The sequence below is a fragment of the Dactylosporangium siamense genome (assembly GCF_016862795.1).
Lineage (GTDB): Bacteria > Actinomycetota > Actinomycetes > Mycobacteriales > Micromonosporaceae > Dactylosporangium > Dactylosporangium siamense.
In genome coordinates this window covers 1-24,755 of record NZ_BONQ01000212.1, presented here as the reverse complement: position 1 = coordinate 24,755, position 24,755 = coordinate 1, and the positions used below count along the sequence as shown (strand labels likewise).

16 protein-coding genes and 1 pseudogene are annotated in these 24,755 nt (G+C 69.1%); 1 reads left to right on the top strand and 16 read right to left on the bottom strand.

Annotated elements, in window-relative coordinates:
* Window positions 1–673: 673 nt before the first annotated feature.
* The 16 genes and pseudogenes from Dsi01nite_RS56075 to Dsi01nite_RS59170 form a co-directional block, all read right to left on the bottom strand.
* Entirely contained in the window at window positions 674–2,452 is a 1,779-nt protein-coding gene (locus Dsi01nite_RS56075) for an OLD family protein (protein ID WP_203854734.1), read from the bottom strand.
* Between the two features lie 490 nt (window positions 2,453–2,942).
* On the bottom strand, window positions 2,943–3,188 hold the full coding sequence (locus tag Dsi01nite_RS56070; RefSeq protein WP_203854733.1) for a hypothetical protein: 246 nt from the start codon (window positions 3,186–3,188) through the stop codon (window positions 2,943–2,945).
* 382 nt (window positions 3,189–3,570) lie between these two features.
* Window positions 3,571–3,694: pseudogene (locus tag Dsi01nite_RS58790) on the bottom strand (transposase); the annotation flags it as partial.
* A gap of 121 nt (window positions 3,695–3,815) precedes the next feature.
* Window positions 3,816–4,220, bottom strand: coding sequence for a DUF1257 domain-containing protein (locus Dsi01nite_RS56065; RefSeq protein WP_203854732.1), 405 nt, complete (start codon window positions 4,218–4,220; stop codon window positions 3,816–3,818).
* Window positions 4,221–4,235: 15 nt separating this feature from the next.
* Window positions 4,236–5,843, bottom strand: coding sequence for an Hsp70 family protein (locus Dsi01nite_RS56060; protein ID WP_203854731.1), 1,608 nt, complete (start codon window positions 5,841–5,843; stop codon window positions 4,236–4,238).
* 12 nt (window positions 5,844–5,855) lie between these two features.
* Entirely contained in the window at window positions 5,856–10,823 is a 4,968-nt protein-coding gene (locus Dsi01nite_RS56055; RefSeq protein ID WP_203854730.1) for a WD40 repeat domain-containing protein, read from the bottom strand.
* A gap of 127 nt (window positions 10,824–10,950) precedes the next feature.
* Complete coding sequence (locus Dsi01nite_RS56050; RefSeq protein ID WP_203854729.1) at window positions 10,951–12,477, bottom strand: Ycf46 family AAA ATPase; 1,527 nt, start codon at window positions 12,475–12,477, stop codon at window positions 10,951–10,953.
* Entirely contained in the window at window positions 12,474–13,055 is a 582-nt protein-coding gene (locus Dsi01nite_RS56045) for a 4Fe-4S cluster-binding domain-containing protein (RefSeq protein ID WP_203854728.1), read from the bottom strand. Before Dsi01nite_RS56045 ends, Dsi01nite_RS56050 begins: the two co-directional genes overlap by 4 nt.
* Complete coding sequence (locus Dsi01nite_RS56040; RefSeq protein ID WP_203854727.1) at window positions 13,052–13,537, bottom strand: DUF2997 domain-containing protein; 486 nt, start codon at window positions 13,535–13,537, stop codon at window positions 13,052–13,054. The genes Dsi01nite_RS56045 and Dsi01nite_RS56040 overlap by 4 nt, the downstream gene beginning before the upstream one ends.
* Before the next feature lie 501 nt (window positions 13,538–14,038).
* Window positions 14,039–14,932, bottom strand: coding sequence for a DUF2637 domain-containing protein (locus tag Dsi01nite_RS56035; RefSeq protein ID WP_203854726.1), 894 nt, complete (start codon window positions 14,930–14,932; stop codon window positions 14,039–14,041).
* Window positions 14,929–17,286, bottom strand: a complete 2,358-nt coding sequence (locus Dsi01nite_RS56030; RefSeq protein WP_203854725.1) for an AfsR/SARP family transcriptional regulator — start codon at window positions 17,284–17,286, stop codon at window positions 14,929–14,931. The genes Dsi01nite_RS56035 and Dsi01nite_RS56030 overlap by 4 nt, the downstream gene beginning before the upstream one ends.
* A gap of 322 nt (window positions 17,287–17,608) precedes the next feature.
* Window positions 17,609–18,133, bottom strand: a complete 525-nt coding sequence (locus tag Dsi01nite_RS56025) for a hypothetical protein (protein ID WP_203854724.1) — start codon at window positions 18,131–18,133, stop codon at window positions 17,609–17,611.
* 60 nt (window positions 18,134–18,193) lie between these two features.
* The gene (locus Dsi01nite_RS56020) at window positions 18,194–19,318 is read right to left on the bottom strand and encodes a hypothetical protein (protein WP_203854723.1); all 1,125 of its coding nucleotides are present in this window, start codon (window positions 19,316–19,318) and stop codon (window positions 18,194–18,196) included.
* Window positions 19,315–21,357, bottom strand: coding sequence for an AfsR/SARP family transcriptional regulator (locus Dsi01nite_RS56015; RefSeq protein ID WP_203854722.1), 2,043 nt, complete (start codon window positions 21,355–21,357; stop codon window positions 19,315–19,317). Before Dsi01nite_RS56015 ends, Dsi01nite_RS56020 begins: the two co-directional genes overlap by 4 nt.
* Window positions 21,354–23,300, bottom strand: a complete 1,947-nt coding sequence (locus tag Dsi01nite_RS56010) for an Hsp70 family protein (protein ID WP_203854721.1) — start codon at window positions 23,298–23,300, stop codon at window positions 21,354–21,356. Before Dsi01nite_RS56010 ends, Dsi01nite_RS56015 begins: the two co-directional genes overlap by 4 nt.
* 671 nt (window positions 23,301–23,971) lie before the next feature.
* Window positions 23,972–24,505, bottom strand: coding sequence for a hypothetical protein (locus Dsi01nite_RS59170; RefSeq protein ID WP_203854720.1), 534 nt, complete (start codon window positions 24,503–24,505; stop codon window positions 23,972–23,974).
* Between the two features lie 37 nt (window positions 24,506–24,542).
* On the opposite strand from Dsi01nite_RS59170, the gene Dsi01nite_RS56000 reads away from it, so the two are divergent.
* Window positions 24,543–24,716: a hypothetical protein gene (locus Dsi01nite_RS56000; RefSeq protein WP_203854719.1), complete on the top strand. Its 174-nt coding sequence runs from the start codon at window positions 24,543–24,545 to the stop codon at window positions 24,714–24,716.
* The last annotated feature ends 39 nt before the right edge of the window (window positions 24,717–24,755 follow it).

Sequence of the window (24,755 nt, the reverse complement as noted above, 5' to 3'; positions counted from 1 at the left end):
CTCGACGCCAGCCGAGGCGATCGACCGGATCTGCGGCAATGTCGACCGTGACCTCACCTCCGACGAACGCGCGATGTACCTGCCATCAACCGATTCCGGTTCGCGGGCATGCCCTCATACGCCAGGCTGAATCCCGTGTGTGGAGTGGGGTGTCTGATCCACCGGCGTCCACGCCACTGACACCTCCTATCGCCGCCGACTGACAGAGAAGACGCGGCACCCCTGCCAACTTCGGTCCACCCGGGTTCGAGCCCGTCGACATCCTCGGCGCCGCCGGGCCCGAACCGCTGCCATGCCCGCACGACAGCAGCGGCCAACAACCGTCGACGACCACGATGTCGATATCGCCACTGGACACGGCTGTTCCCATGTTCCGGGAACCCGAACACGGGAACGATGACGCATACCGGCGGGTTAGCCGATCGGCAGGTCAGCCGCTATGACCACGCGGCCCCAGAGGGAGCAGTTTTCGGATGTATCCCGCCATGGAGATCGACCTGCACCTCGACCGCGTTTGCACTGCTCAGCTGTCGATTGCCTCCGCGATTGGGGGCGCGTCTCGACCGGCCGAAGCAGGTCGAGGCAGGGGCACCAACCTGCTCCCCTTGTGCGGTTGAGTTGCTCGACAGGTGAAAGCAGCGTTCAGCAGGCGCCGGCTGCGTTGCAAGAGATGTCATCTTCTTGCTTGGCGTGGCAATGGGCGGCTCAGCGCTATGGTCCTTCGGTAAGACAGGGTAGCGAGTTGATATGCGCGGAGAATCGCGGACATGATTGGTGGCCCCTTCTCGCCGCGTCTGATTGCCCCTTCTATCCGTTTCTGCAGCAGCGGCCAGACCGCGTCAGCGAGTTGCACCTTTGACACTCCCGACTTGCGCCAGGCATCGTTGATATTGGGCGTGGGGTCCCGAGTTCGTTGGATGTTGATTGCTTGGATCAAGGCGGAGCGACCACCGGGATGCGGTGCCCCGGCGGCACGAAGTAGAGCGTCGGCGAGCCGACTATCCGAAAAATGGGCGAACTCGAACGGCAGCCGCCCCCAGGTAACAATCTCCACAAACCGTGATCTCGGATGGTAAAGATCTCGCCGAAGGTCTTTGGGAAGCTCATTGGTGACCGAGTCGAGAAGGAGCTTGCGCTGGTAGGCACGGTCGCTGCGGGTTGCGTAGCGATTCTCAGCGTCAGTGAGTACCAAGAAGCGAGTCAGGGGCCGATCGAGCACAACGTGATCGCCGTGATCGGCCCCGAGGTGCGGCTGCGCGGCGTAGCGGGCCAACAGTGAGAGGTCTTGCGTGGTGCCTCCGAAATCCACGATGCGGATCCAGCCTGGATCCGGCTCGATGCCGAGCAACTCCATGACCCGAGGTACTAGGCGCATCTCGGTCGCACCCTCGACGCCGATGACGAGCGACGGATGTGGCGATAGATGGAGATCGGTCAGGGTAGCGTCCAACGACCGTGATCGCGCCCCGAGACTCTGCGCCGATAGCGGTACTGAGGCATCCGGCTGAGATCTCTCCACGCCGTGCACATCGGTGGCGAGACGTTCAAAGACCTCCGCCGCAAGCCGATAGTCCATGGCGACCTGCGCGTCGCCACGCAGGGTGTCCCACGAAGCGCGGTCGGCGCGGCGCACTAGGTCGTAGAAGTCGCCTACCACGTCTCGGTAGCGCGCCAGTCCGAGCAACTGGTCCCGGCCGGCTTCGACTTCTTCAACGGTCAGCCCGAGCCAGGCCAACGCGTTGGCGGCGTCGAACGCCAGGCGAACCGAGCGCCAAACGTCGGCATCGTGCGAGATCCGGCGAGTGATGAGAGGCCAGTACGGTGTCTCGATGGCCGTGAGCGTAAATGCCAGCGATCGCCACGACCGTAGCGCTTGCAATGCCTCGTCTGTGATCTCCATGGCGTCGCTCAGACGCCAGGCTACCGTAGAGGTCGCATCGTTCCGAACAAATGCGGCGACAGCCGAGCGTGCCTGATCTAGGGTCAAAAGTTGATGCCGGCTGTACAGGTAACCGCTGTCGGTCGATGGCCACAGCGTCCGACGATGGCCTGTAGGCCATGGCTCGAAGGCTGTTTTTGCTGGGTCGGTGACCCTCCCCTCCCCCGCGCCCAGGTACAGCTCGGAGAGAACGGTGGAACGCGAATGGCGCGGCGTCAAGCTGTCGGCGACCGCGATCGCTCGCACGGAATCCCCGCCGTCGATGTCCACCCGATAGAAAGGAACTAGGACTCCCAGTCGATGCAGTTCTTGTAACCCGGATACGTCGAGCTTCCAGTCTCCCGACATGTTGATACGGCGGTTCTGCGCTTCTCTGACAAGTTCTTCCGCAGTGAGCAGGCTGACCTGGCTAAACGGCCACGCCAAGCCGAGCAGGTCAAGAGTTGAGCGATCCGCGCCGGCTATGGTCTTTGGCGGGGCCAACCGGTGGCGCATGGGAGGTTTGTCGTTCACGCCTACATTTTCACCTTCTCGGTCGACGGCCGCTCTTCCTTTCGTGTCACTGGACCTCGTCGACAAACGACGGCCCCGCGTGGCTGACCACCGAGACGCCGCCTCCGTCCCCAGTAGGGCCACACCATTCGAACGGTCCGAGGCCAGAGACCGTCGACGAATAGTCCATCAAGCGCGGCCTGGACGATGTGGCGGCGGGCAGAGCGTCAACGTTCGACTGGACAGATCCAGAGTTGGCAGAAGATGACTGACTGGCACATATCCTCCTGCGGCTGCAAAGCTGGCCGAGCCACCAACGAGGTTGTGATATCGGCCGGTTGTAAGGCAGCGATACACAAGACCTGGTCTGACAACATCGCCAGGGTGTTCTACTCCGATGACTCCATCGAGAAGATGAAGGAACGCTTCGCTAGGAGACACAGCATGAGTGCGTACATACTTGCCAGCGCCTGGGAAAAGGACTGGCACGGCGGACCACATACGAGTCGGTTTACGCCGCCCTCGGACTGTCGGAGCCCTCGACGCTCGGCCGGCGTCGCCTCTGGCTCACGGACTGCTCAACCTCTTCGGGATGTGGGAACGTCAGCTCGATGGCGCGCAGGGTGATCTCAGCGTTGCGGCGGATCTGCTCCCGCTTGGTCTTCTCGCGTTCGACCAGCCACTTGCCCACAACACCCAGCAGCCCACCGCCTCCGAGGAGGCCGGCGAGGTACGGCGCCAGCTCGATGCGTCCCACGTCTGGGATCGTCCCACGGACCTACGACAAACCAACGCCACCGGAACTCCGCGACCACCTCCCTGACAGCGTTGCACTACGCCCTGTACCTGTCCGCTTTTGTACTACAGATGGTGGTTTGGATGGGAAATCTAGAGCGAGCTTGTCCATGTAGTTAACCAGCTTGATGTCCTTGAACTTCGCGCACTTGACCACGGACTTCATGCAGCCCAGGCGCAGCCATGAGCCTGCTTCTGCCCCTAGAAGTCGTAGGACTTACGGATGTATTGCGTGTAGCCGCAGCACCGCCCACGAGCAGACGTACGGGTGGCCGCTGTTCCAGCTCAAGTTCTACGACAGCTGCTGCACCTGCGGTGCAACCTCGCCAACCTGCTGCTCTCTCAAGCTCGTAACGGCCCTGATGCCGGAAACAGACGGGTGCCGGCCTTCCACGCGTCCAGGAACGGACCGACCACCGCCCACTGCTCGTCAGTCAGATCGCTGGGATACGCCTTCCGTTCGCCCATGACCAGCTCAACCCGCGCTCCCGCCCACCGGACGTCGGCACAGCTGGAACATCACGACATCGAGCGATGACGAACTACGGAAACCTCACAAACCGCCGTCTCAGGTCTGCGTTTCACGAACTCAGATGTGGCGTCGGAGCACCATCCGGGTCAGGCCGTCGTCATCCACCTCCTCTTCCACCGCGTACCCGCCGACCTCGGCGAACTGCAGCGTTGCGGCGCGGCCGTACTGGTAGGACACGCGGCCGAGCCAGTCCGCGTCGTAGGTTTGGCGGTCGTAGTCGCTGATGACAGCCTCGAAGGTTCCATCGCCGGTGCGGCGGAAGCCGATGTCGTTGCTGGCGAGGCCGATGTGCTCCCGCCGCACGATCACCTCTGCTGTCGAACGCCGGGTGTCGCCGCGGTACCCGATGAGCCGCTGCGGGATGTCGTGCACCTCGACGAGGGGAAGGCCGAGATTGGCGAGCGCTTCGGCGATGAGCTTCGGCTCACGCATGCGGGTGCGGACGCGGGTGTAGTGGGACATGGCAGGGTTTTCCGTTCATGAGAGTCGGACGACTGGGCGGTCGGTGAGCACCCACCGGTGTTGACCGATGTCGAAGGCGCTCACGATGAGGCGTTTCTGGGCGTCGATCCGGAAGTCGAGGCGGAACCTGTCCTCGCCGGCGACGCCGGGCGGGTCGGCGTCCAGGAACGTGGGGTTGTTCTCGTTGAGCCACAGCATGGAGTGCTCCTGCTGTTGTTCCTCGGAGATCCGGTTGACGCGGGCGCCGCCGTTCTCATCGAAGATGAGTTCCAGCTCCGAGCTGCTCTCCCGGTAGGTCGCGTGGGCCTGTTCGTACACGGCGAGCCCGAGGCTGTGCTGGCCGTGGCGGATGGCGCGGATGGTCAGCGTCTTGACAGGTTCATGGGTCGGGTACTCGATGCCGGCCGGGACGATGCACTCGAACCTGTACTGTCCCGTCGTCCGGTCCACGTGCCGGATCAGGTAGTTGTGCTGGATGTGGTCGTGGAGCTCCCGGCCACCGGCGATCCCTGCGGCGCCGGCGGCGACGGCTTCGAGCGGCCGGTCGAGGTGGACCATGCCGGGCGGGAAGTACGAGTGCACGATCCGTTGCACGGCGGGGATGAGGCTGGCGCCGCCGACCATGAAGACGCTGCTGATGTCGCCGGCGTCATGGCCCATCCCGGCGGCTCTGACCAGCGCGGACTGCACGACGCGTTTGACGCGTTCCGTGACACCGTTGCTCGCCAGCAGCGCCTCGAAGGTGTCGCGACCGAGGACCGTCTCGTAGGTGGTGCCGGACTCCTGGCAAGTGACGGACACGGTGTGTTCGGGCAGCTGCGTGAGTGCGACCTTCGCTGTTTCGACAGTCCGCAGGAGTTGACCGAACAGCAGGTTGCGCCGCCGTGCGTCGTTGGCGGGAAGTCGCAGACGGTCGGCCAGATGCTCGGCGACGATCAGGTCGATGCTGTCGCCGCCCAGGTCGGCGCCGGCCTTGGCGACGACGCGAACCCCGGCGCCACCCGGATCCTTGGAGGAGTCGATGATCCGCGCGACGGAGATGTCGAGGGTGCCGGCGCCGAAGTCGAAGACGAGGAACGTGTCGCCCAGTTTCAGTTTCGTGCTGTACCCGACGGCTGCGGCGGTGGCCTCGTCCACGACCCGGACCCGCGACAGGCCGACCTGCGCCGCGACCTCACGGACGATCCAGTCACGGTACGAGTCGAACGCCTCGACCGGCGCGGTGGCCACGATCTCGGTGTCGTCGTCGACGGCGAGCAGCGTCGCGGCGATGATGTCACTCAGCAGGTCGGTGGCCGCCTGCCTGCGGTGGATCTTCGTCGCGCCGACGCGGCGGGCGATGTCGCGCACCCGTTGCGTGATGACGGACTTCGTCGACTGGAAGACCGCGTAGGTGTGGTCGTCGAACATCGCCGGTGTGACGGCGGCGCCGACGAGGCGCTGCCCGGTCTGCGGCGCGTACGCGATGACCGACGGGATGACCCGTTGCGTGATGCCGGTCGCGCCGGGCCGGAGCAGGTCGAGGCCGGCAAGCTCGATCGGCCGGCCGTGCAGCTCGTCGGCGTCCCAGACGGCGACCACAGTGTTCGCGGTGCCGAAGTCGAGGCCAATCCTCGTTACCATCCGCGCAGTCCTTCAGTCGATGGCGATCGTGTAGTCACCGGCCGCGAGGGCGGTGGTGTCGGCAAGCTCGATGTCGAAGCGGAAGCGGTGCTCCAGGCAGGCGCGGATGAGATCCAGCAGTTCCCGCGAGTGTGCCGTGAGGCCGGCCACCTGGGTCGCCGACTGGACGACGCCGAGGTGCATCGGCGCCATCCGCGCCAACGGTTCGCCGACCGCCTCGGGGATGTCGGCGATGCGCAGATCGAACAGTACGACCGAGCCGCCGGCGCATCCCGCGGCGAGGTAGTTGCCGTGCGGGTCCGCGTCCAGGCTCGTGTGGATATCGAACGGAGCCCACGGCATTTCGGCGATCTTGCTGAGGTCGCTTTGGTCCAGGAACGTCAACCTGCCCGCCCCGCTCACCACCGCGATCTGCTGCCGGGACGGCACCGCCGCCATGCCCACCAGGCCCGATACGAAGGTCTCCGCGACGCACAGCAACGCGTCGCCGTCGATGCGGTACTGCCGGACGTGGCCCTGCTGGGTCGCCGTCACCAGGAGGTCCGGCTCCGGCATTAAGGCCCGGACCACTACGGTTCGTTGATGCCCGTGGGCCACCGGGCTTCCGGTGGCGGCGTCGAGGATCACGAGCTCACGGCCGAGCACGGCGAGACGGGAGCCGGTGCGGTTCGACGCGAGCGAGCGCGGCCACTCATCGAACCCGAAACCGAGTTCACGGACGGGCGTGCTGGTGAGCGCGGAGCCGTCGGTCGCGCCGATGTGGACCCGACCGGCACGGTCAGCGGCCGCGAACCGGTCAGCGCCGAGCGGGACCAGCGCGGTGGCCCAGCCGCCGATGCGGCCGATGGTGGTCCAGCCGTCGGAGCCGCATCGGACGAGCCGGCATGCGCCGTATGCGCTGTTCGTCCGCTCACCGGCCAGGAACGTGTCGCCACCGACATGCAGCGTCCGACCGAGCGAGTAGTGGAAGCCCTTGAAGATCGCGGTGCATGATCCCGTGACAAGGTCGACGACCCCGGCCATCCGCCTGCTGCCGGCGACGGCGAGCTGCGCGGCGTCGGGTGCGAAACACACGTCGTTCACCCGGCCCGGAAACCGGATCGTGGCCTGGTGCGCGGCCGCCGGCCATGATGCGCGGATCGCCGCGATGCCCTGCGTCAGGTGGTGCGTGTCGGCGGTCTGCAGCTGCGCGAGAAGGGCTGCCGCGTCGCGGTCACCGGGATGCCAGTCCTCGTGGATCAGGCGGGAGAGTTGCACCGCGTGCAGAACGGGAAGGTCCAGCAGGATCTGCCACAGCTCCGACCAGCGCTGCCGGTGCGCCAGCTGCTCGGCGAGGTAGTCCAGTTCACTGTCCGTCAGTGATCGCAGCCGGTCGCGTTGTTCGTTGCCGACGAGCACCCGCACCATGTCGAGGTTGTCGGTACGGAGCATGGCCTGTCGGAGCACGGACCGTTCCTCGGCGTCGGCGCTCGCGTAGGCCAGGTTGAGCAGCCTGTCGTCCGGGTCGACCGCCGCCTTCTGCTCCGGCTGGCCGGTGACCACGTAGAAGAGCGCTTGGCGGACCGGGTCCTGCGGGGCGAACCGGTACCTCCGGCAGAACTCCGCGATCACCGGGCTGGTCAGCGCTGCGGCGCAGACCCGGTCCATGACCTGCGGATCGGCCACGGCGAGCAGGTGCCCGTGGGCGATGCCCGCGATCGGATGGTCGGCGTAGCCGGCGGCGACGAGCACCGAGGCGAGGTCCGCGGAGCACAGCCGGCGGCTGTCCGGGTCGAGTGCCACCAGGCTGAGGCCGTGCAGGTGGTCGGTCGCGGGCAGTCCGCAGCGCTGTAGGGCGGACCAGACGACGTCGTCCGGTGCTTGCAGCCACAGCTGCCACAGCGCGTTGAGCCGGTGCGGCGGCAACGGACCAGGATCGCCGGCGAGGAGCACGGAAAGCATCGGCGCGGCTGCCGACGCGTCGGTGATCTGTCCGTCGGGTGCGGCCAACTGCCACAGCGTGTCGGTGAACGATTCCAGGTCCGTGCGCAATGCCGCGACGATGCCGTCCCGGGCTGCCGGCGGAAGCGGTGGCTGGCGGTCGGCCAGGACGAGGTCGAACGCTGCTCTCGGCAGCGGCGGGCCGGGCACGATCCCGTGTTCGATGCAGAAGTCCACCAGACCCGGCTCGGTCAGCGCGGCCCGCCAGACGGCGGTGTTGACCGCTGCGTCGTTGCGTTCCAAGATGCTGCGCCGGGCCATGGCCGCAACCGGATGCTCCCGTGCCGCGTAGTCGGTGAGGAGCGCGATCGGCCGGACCTCGAGCGGTCTGAGCATCAGGCGACTGACGTCCGTGACGTCGTCCTCCTCGGCCGGCGTGCGCCAGCCGAGCAGGAGCCGGAGCAGTTCCTCGTCCGGGTCGGCTAGCCAGGACCGCCAGGCCTGCGAGTGGACGGCGGTGGGCGGGCGACGGTTGCTCAGCAGCGCGGCCAACCGGCCTCGCCACCAGTCAGGCCGCTCCAGTCCGGCAGCCCGCCACACGCTGGCGGGGAACGACGACCGATCCTCCAGCAGCGCCCGCACCAGCACGTCCCGCACCTGATCAGGCAGCGGTTCGGTGGCCAGCACACCGAACACGTCCCGTTCGAGTGGTCGGACCGGCTGGATGTCGTTCGCGGCACAGAGGTCCATCAGCGACGGTACCGTCAGCGCTGCCCTCCACACCGCGGCCCTGACGTCCGGGTCGTTGCACTCGACGACGTTGCGTCGGGCCACCGCCGCAACCGGGTGGTCGCGGCCCAGGCAGTCGAGGACCACGTCTCGTGCGTGCACGCCGAGCGGGTCGAGCACCAGCCGACTGATCTCGCGGACATCCTTGTCGCTGCCGGGCCTCGCCCAGACCAGCAGCCACTGCCACAGATCCTCGGCCGGGTCGGCCAGCCAGGACCGCCACGCGGCCGACACGATGGCAACTGGTGGCACCTGCTCGTGCAGCAGCGCGGCCACCCGGCCTCGCCACCAGTCCTGACGCTCCAGTCCGGCGGCCCGCCAGACGCCGTCCGCGAACTGCGCCGGGTCGCCGAGCAGCGCCTCCACCAGGGCGTCGTGCGCCGGCGCTGGCAGGTCCCCGGCGCACAGCAGCTCGAACACGTCGCGTGGCACCTGCGGCTCCGGCGCGATGCCGCACTCGACGCAGAATGCCAGGAGATCCGCGTCCAGCAGCGCGGCCCGCCACACCGCCTCCGCGATCATGGGGTCGTCGCGCCGGGCGATCTGCTGCCGGGCCAAGTCCTTGACCGGGTGGCCACGAGTCGCACAGGTGACCAGTGTCGTCGGGGCGTGCCTGCTATCGGGCTCGAGCACGAGTCGGGCGACCGCGCGTACGTCCTCGGCGATCGGCAGCTCACATCGTCGAACGGTGCGCAGTACCGCCTCCTCGGGCTCCTGCAGCCATCGCGGCCAGAGTTCGTCAGCGACCCACGACGGTCCCGCGCCGGCGTCGAGCAGCGTCTCGGCCAGTGGCGAGCACCACCACCGGTCGTCGCGGTGCTGGTGCAGGACCCGCCAGAGCGTCGCCGCCAGTTCGAACTCGCCGGACTGCTGCAAGGCCGCCACCACGTCCGTCCGCAGGTCATCCGCGATCGGAGGATTCGTTGGCTGCTGTACGGTCAGCAGCCGGTAGATGGCCCGCCGCAGCGGGTGGACCGGCCGAACGTCATGCCGATCGCAGAACTCCCGGAGCGTTTCGTCGGTCAGCGCGGCAAGGCTCAGCGCCTCGGCGAGCCCGGGGTCGTCCGACTCCAGCACTCGCCGCAACGCGATGTCGCGGATGGGGTGCCCCGTGGCGCGGGCCGCGCGCAGCACCGCAGGCCACAGGACGACGGGCACGAGTGCATCCCGTGGCAGCACCGCCACCTGGCTGAGGCCGCGCAGGTCCCGGTCGGACGCCGGTACGGCCCAGCGTTCGAGCGCGCGCCAGAGCACGGCGCGCGGCCGTCCCAGCCACGATCGCCACAGGCGGTCCAGAAGCTCCGTCGGCGGGCACTGCGCGTGCTGCAGGAGCACAGCGGTCACGGGCATCCGCCACCAGTGTCGTCCGGGCCGGTCCCGTTCGGCCGCCGAGGCCGCCCACAGCCGGTCGTCCAGGTCGGCACCGGCGGCGAGCAGGATCTCGCGGACTGCTCCGGCAATGCCGGCCGGCAGCGCCTGCCCCTCGATCCTGCCCAGCAGCCGGTACAAGCGTTGACGCAGCGGATCCGAGTGCTGCATGCCGTGCTGCTCGACGAACGCCACGAGGCGCTCATCCGCCAGCGCCGCCGTGCAGACCTCGTCGATCAGGTCCGGCGCCGGTCGGGACAGGATGACCCGCTGGGCGACGGCCGCGATCGGATGATCCCGGCCGGCCGCCTCGACCAGCATCGCCGCCGGCATCGCCGCGTCGCCGGCGAGGAACAGCTCCGACAGCGGGCGCAGGTCAGCCGCCGCCGCCGGTGTACCCCATCCGACCAGCACACCGCGCAGCGTTTCGTGCGGCGCGGCGAACCATGCCCGCCAGAGTTTGTCGAGCAGCGCGGCGGGTGGCGGTACCGGATGCCGACAGAGCGCAGCACCGAGCGGCGATGCCCACCAACCGCCAGGATCGGACGCACGCTCCGGCGAAGCCACCTGGCTGCACAGGGCGGCGTGCAGGGCCGGACGTGCGCGGCAGATCGCGTCCTCGGCGGCGCGGCGGACATCCGGGTCGGCGTCCGTCAGCAGCTGCCAGGCCAGGTGCGCCTGCTCCGCCGACCAATACGCGGTCAGCCGACCCTGCAGCGCCGCGGTCACGAGGCGCTCCGGGCCGTCGGCGAGGGCGCCGGTCGCCAGCACGGCGGCGCGCAGCTCCGGATCGCGGGTCGCCGCCCAGATCGAGGCGAGACGGCTGCGTGCTTCGAGATGCTGCACCGACCGGGTGTCGCCCGCCGCTCGGCACAGCTGCTCCAGTTCGGCCCGACCGTCCACGCCTGCACCACCGATCAGCCGGCGACGCGCCGGACGCAGCCACCGGGGAGCCTGCCGGTCGTCCTTGCGATGGCGTCCCAGATAACCGGATCCGGCCGGCGACGCGTCATGCATTTGCCGCCGCCGGTCAGACGAATTCCAGCCGAACCTGCTTCTGCTCGGCGACCAAGGCGGCCGCGAACGATGCCGACTTCGCGCGTCCGTCCCGCAGCCAGGACCGGAGGCGCTCGATGGCCTCCCGCTGCGAACGGCTCAGCGGCACCATGCCCTCGATCGCGTCGACGATGTCCGAGGTCTCGACCTCGCGCTGATCGTCGGAGAACGCGTGGTACATCGCGTCGATGACCGCCTGCTCGAGCTCGGCACCGACATACCCATCAGCGACCCGGCTGAGCTCCGCGATGTCGAAGTGACGGGGCTCGCGGCCGCGCTTGCGCAGGTGCAGCGTCAGGATCTCGCGACGCTCAGCGTCGGTCGGCAGATCGAGGAAGAAGATCTGGTCGAAGCGGCCACGCCGCAGCACCTCCGGCGGCAGCGCGGATACGTCGTTGGCGGTCGCGACGACGAAAACCGGCGCCTGCTTCTCCTGCATCCAGGTCAGGATGGTGCCGTAGACCCGTTGGCTCGTGCCGCCGTCGTTGCCGCCGGCCGCCATCGCCTTGTCGAGCTCGTCGATCCACAGCACGCAGGGCGCGACGGTCTCGGCCAGGCCGAGAGCCCGGCGGACCCGTTCCTCCGACTCACCCACGAGCGACCCGAAAAGCGCCCCGACGTCCAAGCGTAGCAGTGGCATCCGCCAGTGACTGGCGATCATCTTGGCGGTGAGGCTTTTCCCCGTACCTGGAATCCCGATGAGCGCCACACCTTTGGGAGCCGGCAGACCGTAGGCCTGCGCGTCGTCACCGAACGCCCGTTGCCGCAGCGTCAGCCAGTGTTTCAGCACCTCAAGCCCTCCGACGTCGTCGGGGGTCTCCTCGACGGGGTAGAACTGCAATGCCTGCGACTCGCGAATGACCGCCTTCTTCTCTTCGACGACGGCCTTGATGCCGTCCTCGTTCAGCACGCCACCCCGCACGACGGTCTTGGCGAACGCCCGCTCCGCCTGGTTCGAGGTGAGCCCGAGCGCCGCCTGCGCGAGCCGGGAGCGCCCCATCGCCGTGAGCTGGTTGTCGATCTGCGAGTCCTTGATCAGGACGTCGAGCTTGCTGCGCAGCGTCGTGAGGTCGGGCAACGCCAGGTCGATGACTGCGGCCTCGTCGACGAGTTCGGGCGGGATCTCCCGGACGGGCATCGTTACGAACAACGACGCCCGGGTGTAGCGCAGGTGATGCACCAGGTTGCGCACCTTCCGCCGGATCGCCGGGTTCTTCGTCCAGAACTCGTGGAAGTCCTTCAGCACGTACAGATCGGGCCGCTGCTGGTCGCTGAGTTCGCGGATCTTGTCGAGGGCAGCCTCCGGAGTCGCAGCATCAGGAATTGTTCGCTTCGGCTCCGAGCTGAACCGGTCGGCGACGTCCCAGCACACCAGGTCCGCGTTGCGGTCCGTGGCAACAGCCCTCAGGATGTCGATCGCCCGGCGTTCCTCGACCGTCACGAGGACGATCAGCGCGACCCTGGCGCGAAGACACAGCTGGATTTCCTGTTGCAGGGTCATCGCGGCTCCTTCATGGGCAGAACCGGCCCGGCGACGCCGGTGACGGTCATCGTTCCTTGGCTGTCGATGAGGACCTCGGCCTCCGGCACGGCATCGAACATCGCGGCGTCGTACCGGCCTGTCCGGGACCAGTACCGCTGGTTCGCCGACCCCCGCAGACCGGACGCCAGCCGCAGCGTAGCGTTGTACCGACCCGTGATGATCATGTCCGCGTCGACGACGGCGGCTCGCCGCCTCGCATTCGCGGTGATCTCGCGCCTGGTGAACCCGGACAGCACCACGCTGCCGCGGCCGGCCGCAGCCACGTACGAAAGGAACATGCCGAGCGCCTCGGGCTGCTCGAGTGGCTCACCGCCGGTGACGGTCACACCGTCGAGGTCGGGTTCTGCCAGCGCCTGCGCCACGATGTCGCGCACGGTATGCGCCGCCGGCGCAGTCGCGGCGTGCGTGCCGGGATTGAAGCATCCGGCACACTGCAGTGAGCACCCCTGGGTCCAGACCACGAACCGTGCGCCGGGACCGTTGGCGCGACTCCGCGACAGGACCGCGTGCACGCGCCATTCCAGGTCGGCGGTCAATGCCACAAGCGGTCCTGCTGCTCGGCCGAGACCTCGACATAGGCTTCGGCAGTCAGCTCTTGCGCCGTCACGTCACCACCGAGCAAATCCACCAACGCCTCGGTCGTGTCGGTGCAGCCAGGACCCTCGACGCCCCGGACGTGCATCGCGACGTTCCCGCGAGCGTCGATCGTGACCTCGACGACCTCCTCGGCCATAACTGACCCCCGACGCCTCACAGCTGTTCGCCACAATTCGCAGCTATCAGACATATGGTACTGCCGCCACAGATCGGCATGGGCGCCACCGACGAACTTGCGGGTTCTGTCCTCCGCCGCGCCGTGCGGCGTCACGTCGACGCGCACGTCCGGATCGTCCGGCCAGGACAACGTCGCGGCGTAGGGCGGCACTTCTACGCGCAGAGCAGCCGGTGCATCGGTGCCCACAGCGACCTCGCCGAAGACGAAGCGGCCCGAGTAAGGGCGGATTCCGACAACCAGCACAGCGAAGGGTACGGGCTCACCGCCGACGATCGATACACGCTCATAGCCGCGATCCGCTCGTCCAGACGCACCAGTGGTTGCCAGACACGAGCGCTCAGCGGCGCTCGACCGCCAACAAGATCGGGCAGCATCGACCGGAAACGGCGCCGCCAACCTCTTCAACTAGATATTGGGGGGGCCGCGTCGGGCGGCAATCAGCGACGCCCTTGACGCCGGTCCGAGGATTGAGGTCGCCGCAGTCGCACCGCCCGTCCGGCAACTCGTGCGACGACCCGGCTACGGTTGCCTTCCGACAGGCGTCGTGAACGCGCCGTCCAGCAACCTACGCTAGTTTGATTGTTGTCGATGGCCCGACAAGCGTGGGGGTTTGGTCGCGCTCGGACCTTTGACACGAACCGATGGCCGGCCTGCCGACTGTCCGACCAATGCACAGCGGTGTACGTGTACGGCCGTCGTCGGAGCCTTGTACGGCTCGGCCCGTCCGGCGCCCCTGTGGATGGCCTACTCGCATCTGTCACGAACAGCGGTCAGCAGCGGCGTGATCTTGGCGCTGCGAAGCGGGAGACCTCTGTCGCGAAGCGCCGCGGCGAAGGCGTCTCTTGTGATCGGTGTCCCAGCTGCCCGCAAGTCCGCGTATGCGCTTGCCGCTGGTTCGAGCAGGTGCCGTAGTTCAGCTGGTAGAGGCTCCGCATCGTCGGGTGAAGCCGTGGTCTTGGCCTGTGACGGGGCCGCTGACGTGGGTCTACTGGCTGGTCGTCGCCCGCCGGCTCGTCGCCTGCGTGTGGGTTCATCCAGCTGTGTGGTGGTGGTCCTCGAGGCGGTTGCGCCATCGCTTGCAGGGCTGCTGGCCAACGCGGGCATCGGGATAGCGAAGGCAGCCAGCGTCGCGGATGGTGTACCGGCGGCCCCTCCCTCGAGGTGCTGTCGCGCAACGGGCAGGCCTGCGCTGATGGTTCGGACCTGGCTGGCGATGTCCAGCAGGCTGAGGGTCAGCACGGCGACGAGGCCGTCGACGCTGATCGGGAGCAGGTACACGACCTGCCAGCTTTCGCCGTAGCGTTCGGCGACGCCGACCATGTGCAGGTAGCTGGTGACGCCGGCGATGACCGCGATGGCGACGGTCGCGACGATGCGGATACCGCCGAGCAACCGGTTGCGGATCGGCACGCGGGTCATCACCTCGATCGCGGCGTACAGCGCGAGGGGTGACCAGGCGGCGATGCTGCGGGCGACGGGGTCCGGTGCGGCGTGCAGGACGTTGGCGGCCATGCTCACCGCGAGCGCCAGGCCCAAGGTGCCCCGCAGCGTCCACTGCATCAGCCGCAGCCGCCGCAACTGCGCATCATCCGGTACCGGGTCCACGGTCCGGCCGGCGTCGTTGCTCGCCGGGGTCATGCGGCAGCCTCGCCCGGTTCGTCGTCGAGCGCGTTACGGCCCAGGACGGTCTCGACGACGGTCTTGGTGGCGGTGTCGGGTTGTTCGTCGATGTCGGCGAGGGCATCCCGCAGCTGGATGTAGCGGCGCCGGGCCGAGTCGGTGTCGCCGAGGGCGGCGTGGGCCTCGATCGCGGCGCGGGCGAGGGCATCGCTGTACGGGTCGACGTCAGCGGCGGCGTCGAGCAGGGCAGCGGCCTCGGCCGGGCTGGTGCCAGCGACGACCGCGGCGAGGCGTTGCCTGGCAGTTATCCCCTGCCGGCGGCACAGTTCCCGCGCTGTCTCGATCCACGCATACGTGGCTGCTCCTGCGAGGTCGCCGGTGTGGAGGGCAACAGCGGTGCGCAGGCGCGTTTCCCGGTCAGGTGCATGGGGGTCGTCGGCTGCGAGGGCCTGGTCGAGTTGCCAGGCGTCGACGTCGAGGACGTCGGTGTTCAGCCGGTACCGGCCGCCCGGGTTGTGCACGGCCTGGACGCTGCCGTCACCGGCGGCCGTCCGGATGGTCCGGCGCAGGTTCGCTACTTCGGTGGAGAGGCGTTCGGTGGCCCTGTTTACGGTGGCCTCCGGCCAGAGCGCCTCCATGATGTCGGGCAGCTCCGCGCCGTCGCGGTGAACGGTCAGGTAGGCGAGCAGTTCCTTGGCCCGGCCACGGAACCCGGGGACGGCTTTGCCTCGGCGATCCAGGACGTTGACGTCGCCGATGACGCGTACCTGCACCTTCTCCGATGCCGGCGTGTCCGCTGTGCTCGGGGCAGCGGACGTGCCGCTTGTCGCGGGTTGGCGCTCCGGCGTGGGTCGGGGCGTGTCACGCCTGACGGTGGACGCCGGGTGGTCGAGGGTGATCGCGTGGATGTCGAAGGCCTGGCCGTGCTTGGCTGCGGCGGCGATCCGGGCCTGTTGTGGCCGGTCGGTGTGCGCGACGAGCACGATCGATGGCAGGGCTTCGACGGCGCGGAGGTCGGCGTAGTCGTCGACGTCGTGTTCCTCCATGAGTCGGGCTCGGTGCAAAGTCTGCGCTTCCAGGGCGGTGACAGCGTCGTCGACGGTCGCAGTGATCGTGAGCGTGGTGGAGTTCGTGGCGTGCGACCGGTCGGGTGCCAGGACGCGCAGCGTGGTCCGGGGAATGATCACGTGCGTGTCCGGGTCGTCGTCGAGGGCAGCGGCAACGAGTTCACGGGCTGCCTCGAGCGGACTTGCCGCGACGGCGGCTGCAGCACCCGAAGCGTCGGCGGCCTGCGGGGCGACGGCGGGAACCGCGTCGGCGCCGACACGTGCCTCGGGGGCAGCTGCGACAGTCCGGGGCTTGCTCCGGGCTTCGGTCCGGGGCTTGACGGCAGGACGGGCCGGGCGCGTACCTGCCCGGCGACGTCGGCGCAGGATCGCGACAATGGCGGGTGCGCTGATCAGCGCGAGCCACGGCAGCAGATCGGTGAGGCGGTGCCTCGAGCCGCCGTCCGCGGTTGCCGGCGGCTCGGCCTCGACACTGGCCGTTGTGGGCGGCATCGCGGGTGATGCCGTCGCAGTAGCGGGTGCGACCTCGACGGGTTCCGGCGGTACCTGGGTGACGGTCGCGGCCGGCCGCGCGATGGGCGGGGCCGGGATCTTCAACCGCCAACCAGGGTAGATCACGTCCGGGTTGGTGAGGGTACCGCCGACGCCGGGGAAGTGGGTGCCGCGGTTGAGGGTGTAGATCTCCGGCCAGCGTTTCGCGTCGCCGAGCTCGGTCCTCGCGATCCGGGCCAGGGCGTCGCCGCGGCGCACGACGTAGATGACCGGCTCGGCTGGCATCGCACCCGACGCCGCCACGGTGTTCGCCGGGACGGCAACGACGGCGGGCGGATCACTGTGGACGGTCGTCGACCGGTTCACCATGTCGTGGGTCTGCGGCGCCGGTGTCGACGCCGTCACCGAGCCCGCAGCTGCGACGCCCGGCTGCAGGAGCGCGCCGAGCAGGCCCGCGGCGGCGGTGACCACCCGGTGCAGCGACATCGGCAGCCGTATCCGCCGGCTGCCGTTGCCGCGCAGGGTGGTGACGGTGTCGGCGATCGTCGCGTACAGCAGCCAGCACCACCACACCCATGCGGTGGCGACCGCGGCGAGGATGAGCAGCGGCGCGTTGATCGGCTGGCCGACCGACTCGACCCAGTCGACGCTCTGCCAGCAGGCGCGCGCGACGAGCCACAGCGGATACGGCAGGACGGCAAAGCTGAGCAGACCGACGATCGCGGTCAGCCCGCCGAGGAGCAGCCCTCCGACGCTGTGAACCGGTCGCCGGCCGGACCGGACCGGCAGCGATCGGGTGCTGGTCGGATACATCGGTGACCTCCAAGTCGACGAGCCGCTGGGTGACCTCGGGACCTCGGTCCCTCGCCGCAAGCATCGACGAACAACACACCGGATGGAACGGCTCTGCAGGTCACACGGCATCACAAACGGTCACACGAAGTCACACGAGGCCGTCTGCGCCGTCAGATCGAGGACCGCCGAACATCCCCTATTGATCTTGTCGCAGCGAACTCGGAGCGGGACCTCGAGCGGGCGGTGTCGCCGAGAATGGTCGGCATCTCGAGCGACGATGACCTGGCGAAGGATGAACCGACACACCTCCGGTTGGCCGGATCGTGCGGTACCGGAGGTCCTACTCTGTGCGGTCGTCTCGACTGCGGAAGTCCGCGAACCCATCACCAAGCGGCTCAGCAGTGACCGCGATCATCAGGACGATCGGATAGTGCTTGTCGAGCTGGCCGAGGACCACACACACCGTTCGGCCGGACCGATGCCAAACGTTGGCGTGATGTCCATATGCAAACAGGGTGATGTCCTCGACCACTGGCCGAACCGCTTGACCGGCGATGATGCGATCGAAGTCGGGGGCGAACGAATGGATCTGCGACGGACCCCAGGCCGCTGTCAGGGACTGGACCACCTCCAACAGCCTGCGCTCAAGCCGGTCCTGGGCCTTCGTCCAGCGTTCGGCCGGCGCGTCCTCCAGAACCTCACTCGCAGCGATCGGTGCGAAATGACGGTCGGGCCCGCTCGTTGCCCGGCCGATGATCCAATCGTCAGCTGCTGTCGCCGCTGGTGGAAACGGCAGCGTCACCAGGCGTTCGGCCAGCGCGGCGCAGTCGGCCGGCTTCACCGGCGGATCCGGGTCGGGGAACACGGCTGGAAGGTAACAGACCATGCAGCGCCCATTCGGTCATGCCGCGAAGGGCCCGCCTCCTTACCCAACCCAGTACGGGACGTTGTCCTTCACGCCGACCTGACCGCGAATGGTGAACTCGACGGTGCCGCTGGCATCGGTCCATCGGCGGGGCTCGACGATGTCGGTGCTCCACTGGTACCGCACGGTCGCGACGCCGGCAGATGTTGTACGAACGGTGATGGCGGCGTGGTCGTCGACGGACAGGACGATCTTCGGCAGCTGCTCGACCGTCCATGTGGGCGGCTTCGTGAACGTCACCCGCGCGTTGAACCCGAACGGGCAGGTCTGCGTGAACGTCCGCCAGTCCGGGGTGGACGGGTGGAAGTCACGCTGGTCGGCGCAGTAGCTGATCCGGTCCCGGATCTGTTGTTCGATCTGACCTTGCAGCTCCGGCCGCAGCGTCGGCGTGAGCACTGTCGGGGGCGGGTCGACGCTCCCGGCGACGACGACCGGCACCGACGTCGCGGCGTAGAGTGCGTCGGCGTCGATCGCGACGGTGTAGACGCCCGGCGGTGCGTACGGCCGCGGCACGTTCGCGCCGGTGGCTACGTCGACGGGGTTCGGTGCGACGGTCAGCCCGGCGACGTGGACCTTGTCGCTGGCCGCGGTGCGGACGTCCAGGTGCGCACCGGGCAGCCTCATGATCTGCCACCGGTGACTGAGGAAACCGACCCGGAAACGGGCCAACTCCACGTTGTCTTCGGCGACGTCCCCGCCGACCGTGTAACGGATCTTGATGACGCGGTGGTCCTTGCCCCGATCGGATGACACGATCTCGAAGTGCTCCGGCGCCTGATAGCCCACGGCGAGACCACCTGCGGCGCACAGTGGGCTGTCGCTGCAGTAGGCGAGTTCGTTGAGTCGCTGCCCGTCGTGTGCGGTGAGCGCGGCGAACACCGACCGGACCAGGCTCTCGGGTGACTCGGTGGGCCCGATGCCCGAGCAGCGGACCGCTGTCGCGGCGACCAGCAGCACCGCGACGGCGCCTCCCGTTGACCGGATCCAGCGGCGAGTCCGGCGGTTGCGGGGCCGGCCGTCGCCGCCGGTTGGCCGTAGGACCCGCGGCGCCGGTGCGGTCGCCGGGACCATCGGGTAGCCAGTGGTGTCGTAGCCGATGAGCACCGTCGGCGGCGTTGCGGTCATCGTGGTGTCCGTTCCGGCGCGCCTGCGCCTGTCGAAGCTGTCACGGCCGCGTCAGTGAGGTCCTCGAACAGCTGGACCGTCGCCGGTTCCGGCAGATCCGAACGTGCCGCGCAGCGGTCCCGCAGAGCGTTGTAGACGCGCCGGACACCGTCGAGGTCATCAGCACTGGCGTGCCGGCGTAGGACGGCCCGCTGCACGGCCTCGTTGTCCGGCGCGAGCCGCGCCGCGCGGTGCAGCAGCGTCAGTGCGGTGCCGTGATCCGCTTCGGCCTCGGCGAGGTACGTGAGGGCGTCGATGCAGTGCCGTACCGTTGCCTCCCGCGCCGGCGCGAGCCATTCACCGGTCAGGCCTTCGGCGAGCTCGCCGCGCTCGAGGTCCGCCGCCTGCCGCAGCAGTGCCCGGCGTTCGGTCCGCGCGGCGGCGCTGCCGGCGGCGTCGAGCAGGTCGTGGAACTGCCACAGGTCGACCTCGACGTGCGCCGGGTCGATCCGGTGCCGGGTCCCGCCGCCGAGCACGACGTCGCGACGCACGACGTCGACGCCGGTTGCGTGCTGCAACGCCTGCCGCAGTTCCCACAGGCTGGTCGCGAGCCGACGGGCCGCGATATGGACGGGCTGATCTGGCCAGATCGCTGTGGCGAGGTCGTCATTGGTGGCACCGCCGCGGTGCACAGCGAGGAACAGCAGCAGGTGCAGGCTCGCAGTACGCCGCAGCGGCACCACCGTTCCGGCGCCCTCAGCGGTGATGGATTCGACGCGGACCGGCCCGAAGATGGTGACCCGCAGGCGTCGTGATGTCGCGGCGACCGGCTGTGGCAGGTCCTCGATCACCGTGATCGGTGGCGCTTCGTCCGGTGGGGGCACGAGTGGCGGTGCGATGCGTCGTAGCCCGGCGAGGACGACTGCGGCGGCGGCAGCGTTGAGCACCGCAAGCCGTACCGCGGGCCGCACGACTGTCCCGTCGGCGCTGACGTGCCACGACGGCAGCGACGGTTCGGCGTCGACACTGACGACGGTCAGCCCGGCACGGTCACCCTCGTCGAGCCAACCACGGGGAAGACCCGTCCGGCTGCGTACGACCAACACCCGCCGGCCTCCCCTGGCGAGTGCCGCGCCAATGCCCGGTATCGCGTCCGGGCTCTCGACGACATGCAGGGCGGCCACACCGATGTCGTCGATGCCGACCAGCGACCGCAGGTCGTCCGCCGTGATCACCACCACGGGACCGCTGTCCGAGCCGGCGGCCGCGGCCAGCACGGTGATGAGCAGGCCGCGCAGTGCGCTCAACCCGCCGGGCCCGGCCAGGTGCACGCCCCCGGCCGGCAGGCCCGCCAGGTCCAGCCAGTGGCCGTCCGCGACGCCGATCGTGACACGGCCGTCGGTGTCTGGCCGGGCGAGCAACGGGGCCAGGTCCGGGTCGTCGCGGTGTGCGTCACGGGGTGGCTGCGGCTGGTACTGGCGGCGGCGCTGCGCCCAGATCCACGCCGACACGGCACCCGCGGCCGCGGCCGGCAACGGCAGCCACCCGGCGCCGCCGACATCCACACCGCCGACACCGATCCCGAGGTTCGCTGCCGACGTCCCGGCGTGCAACGCCCGGACGCCGCCGGTGCGGGGCGACGCCACGGCGGGCACATCACCGGCCGTGCCATTGCCAGCTGGGTGCGGCCCGGCCGCGGCGTGGGCGAACCCGTCCAGGAGCAGCGCGACCGTCCCGACGACGGCGCTGACCGACGCATACAGCGGCGCCGGTGGCCGCAGCCGACGGCGGCCCGGGTGACGCATCCGATCCACGGCCTCGAGGACCGCACCGACCAACAACCAGCCCCAGAACGCCCACGCACCCACCAATACGAACAGCACCAGGGTCGCAGCGGACAGCGGCTCGTTGACCAGCATCGTGGCGTCGGGCGGGTCGGCGAGCACCCGCCGCGTCAACGACAGCAGCAGCCACGGCATCCCGACCAACACCGCAAGGAACACGACGCCACCGATCACCACCCGCGCCAGCTGCCGTACCAGCCAGATACCACCCTTCACCGGCCACCCTCCGCCGCCACGCCTGCGGACGGGACGTCCGGCGCGTGCTGCCACGACGCCCGGCCCGCCGTTTCGGCGGCGGCGGACCGGAACAACGGTGTGCTCTGCGACCGTGGCGCCCGCAACGCGGCCGCACCCAACGCGGCCAGGACCCGCCACAGCCACCACCCGGCGATCACGGCACCGACCGTCGCCGCGATCAACCCCGTCGCACGCGGAGCCAGGACCGCCGCGGTCAGCAACGCCAACGGCACCGCCGTCACCACCCGGATCCACGCCCGGCGGGCCACCAGCAGCGCGACCGCAACCCCCAGACACGCCGCGCCGACCCGCCCGATCGCGCTGATGATTGCCATCTTCTCTGGGAAGTACTGGTCCAGCCACCACTTCACCGGCAGTAGTGCACGCGGTGAACCGGACATGTCATAGCCGATCAGGTACGAGCCGGCACCGACCAATGCAATTACCGAGACCGGGAACCGGAACCACGACGACCATGCCCGCTCCACCAGCAACGGCCGGGCGATCACGACCAGCCCTGCCACCGCCACCGCCAGCACGACCGGCGACGCGGCCAGTACCGACCAGCGCAGCAACGGCGCGGCCGGCACGTCGAAGTAGCCGACCGCGAAAATCGCATACCCGACGCTGATCCCGATACCCAGCACCGCGGAGCCCGCCAGCGCAACCCCGTACAACCGCCGCTGCAACCGCTCATCCCCCAGCGCCGCGTACCGGGCCACATGCAGCCAGGCCGCGCCGGACGCCGCGGCGACGACGGCGAGCACCGCCGCCAGACACAATCCGCCCCAGTGCGCCAGCAACCAGCCACCGTCGATCGAGTTCGGCGGCCCGTACCGGTGCGTGCCCGTCACGAACTGGGCGAACAACGCCACCGACGCCACCGCGGCCACGACCGCACCGGCAGCGTCCCGCCCGCTCGGCACGACAGCAGCGTCTTCCACCGGTACCGGCTGCTGCACGGCACCGAGGACCGCTGCTGCCTCAGGTTGCGGCACCGTCACCGGACGGATCCCCACCGCGTCGCCGAACGCGTCTGCCACGATCGGCAGCCGCGCTCCGCCACCGACACACACGACCAGGGTGAGGTGTTCCGGCCCGACGTCGGCCGATTCGATCGCGCGCACGGTCGCGGCGACAGCCCGGTCCAGCACCCCGGCGGCTGCCTGCCGCAGCTGCGGTATCCCGAACACCATCTGCCCCGACGCACCGGGCACCAGCACGGTCGGCGCTGCCGACAGCGCCTCCTTCGCCAACCGCGCCGACACCAGCGCCTCCGCCGCGGCCGCCGGCAGCGTCACCGCGTGGCCGGACGTCGGCGGCGACATCCACTCGGCGACCGCCGTATCCATCGCGTCGCCACCACCCAGCGGCTCCTCGACGCCGGCAAGGACCTCGAACCCGTCGCCGGCCCGGGACAGCACCCTGGCGGAGAAGCCTGCGCCCAGGTCGCAGACAGCCACGACCGACTGCTCCGCCAGGTCGACACCACCGGCGAGCAGATGCCAGCCGACCGCGACCGGCGCCGCGATCAGCTCCGCATCGCCGGCACCCGCCCGCTGCAACGCGATGCGCAGGGCACCCCGACGTCGTGGGCCCCACGAGCCCGAAGTCACGACCCGTACCACGGCGGCCGGCGAACCCGCGGCCTGCGCCGCGGCGGCGAGCGCCACCCGCAGCAACGCCGCAACCAGATCCGCTGTGCCGATCACGACACCGCCGGCATCCACGGTGTCCACCGACAGCCGACCCATCGGATCGGCGACGAACCCCTCCGGACGCTGCACCGCACGCCGCACCGCAGCAGCACCCGTGACCAGGCTGCCGTCCTCGTCCACCAGGACACCGGACGGCATCCACCACTCCCGCCCGAACTGGACCAGCCGCACCACACCGTCCACCCCGGCATACGCAACCCTCATCCGAGCAGCGCCGATGTCCACGGCGACAGTCACTCCGGAGTGCGATGACATAGATACATCTTTACGCATCAACTTGTTGCTGTGTGACCCGCCCATCACCTTGCGCAATCCCGTGCTCTGACCGCGGCCCGCCACCGAGCCGGTACCGTGGCCTGTCCCGCGCTGGACAGGCCACACAGGGCGCACAGCACGTCACACCACCCCGGTCGGTCAGCATCCGGTCCTGGTTGGCGACCGGGCACCCACCACAGCGCGTACCAGTCGTACACCCGCTCCGAGTTCACCAAGTCCAGGATGCCGTTCAGGGAGACGACGCGCCGGGCCCGACCACTGACAGCCCTGTGCGAAACGATCAGAGGCGCCTCCGTCCAGCACGAAGCTGGCATGCCCAACCGTCGAGCACGGTTGACCCGGAATCAGGACGAGCCCGCGACCGGTCGACATCTCGTACGCCGGATTGCCAGGCCGCGGCGCAGACGAGTGGGGTGCGTGGGAGCCCGCGGCTACAGTCGCCTCGTCGCAGCTTGCTGGATCGGAACTCAGTGACACGGCGATGATGGCGATGGTGCTGGGCGCTGCCAAAACGCACCGCCGGTCGACGAGCATGTCCAGACGCTCACCGCCGTTCAGTGCCTCTCCGATGAGTTCTTCCCAGCTGAAGCGCCGCTCGTTCATCGTTTCCGGTCGTTACTCGAGCAGGTCGGACCGTTTGCGTTCGATCTTCGCGGGCGACGGCGGCACGGTCGCGTCCCCGGGGTGTTCGATGTCCGGACGGCAGCGACGGTCGGCAGTGGCTGGGTGTTGGCGGGCAGCTGGGCGGGCCGGCGTTGGGTGAGGGAGACGACGTTGCCGGTCGGCCGGGCCGGTTCGTCGGTGGCGGTTGGGTGGTCGTCGGTCTCGGCGAACTTGCGGGCCTGTAACGCGACGGCGTCGGCGGTGAGCGCGCCGGCGCGCAGCGCTCCGGCCAGGCCGGCGGCGACGTGTTCGTGGGGCATGTGCCGGTGCAGGAGTAGGACCTCGATGAGTGCGCGGGCGGCGGCGGCGTGGGTCTTGCGGACTGCTGCCCACCAGGCGTCGTGGACCGGGGTGAACTTGCCCGCGGCGCGGGCCTGCTCCAGCGCGGTGGAGCCGGGCAGTGCGCCGGGCTTGCGGAGCAGACCCTCGAGGTAGTGATCGAGGTCGAGCCGGCTGCCGCTCTTGGCCATCAACCGCTCGTGCCGAGCGACCTGGGAGCTGTTGTCCGTGGCTCGGACCGCTCCGGAGGCGATGGGACGGCTGGGTGACTCGCAGGCGTGGACCGAATACGTCGGCTGGTGGCACGACCGCGACACCCCGATCCGTGCCCGCGACCGCGCCAAACTCAACCATGAGCTGCCCGACGAGGCGTGCCGTCACGTCCTAGTAGTACTTCGTTAGGTCTGTCGGTGTTTGTTGCGGTGTAACGGTTTCACCTTT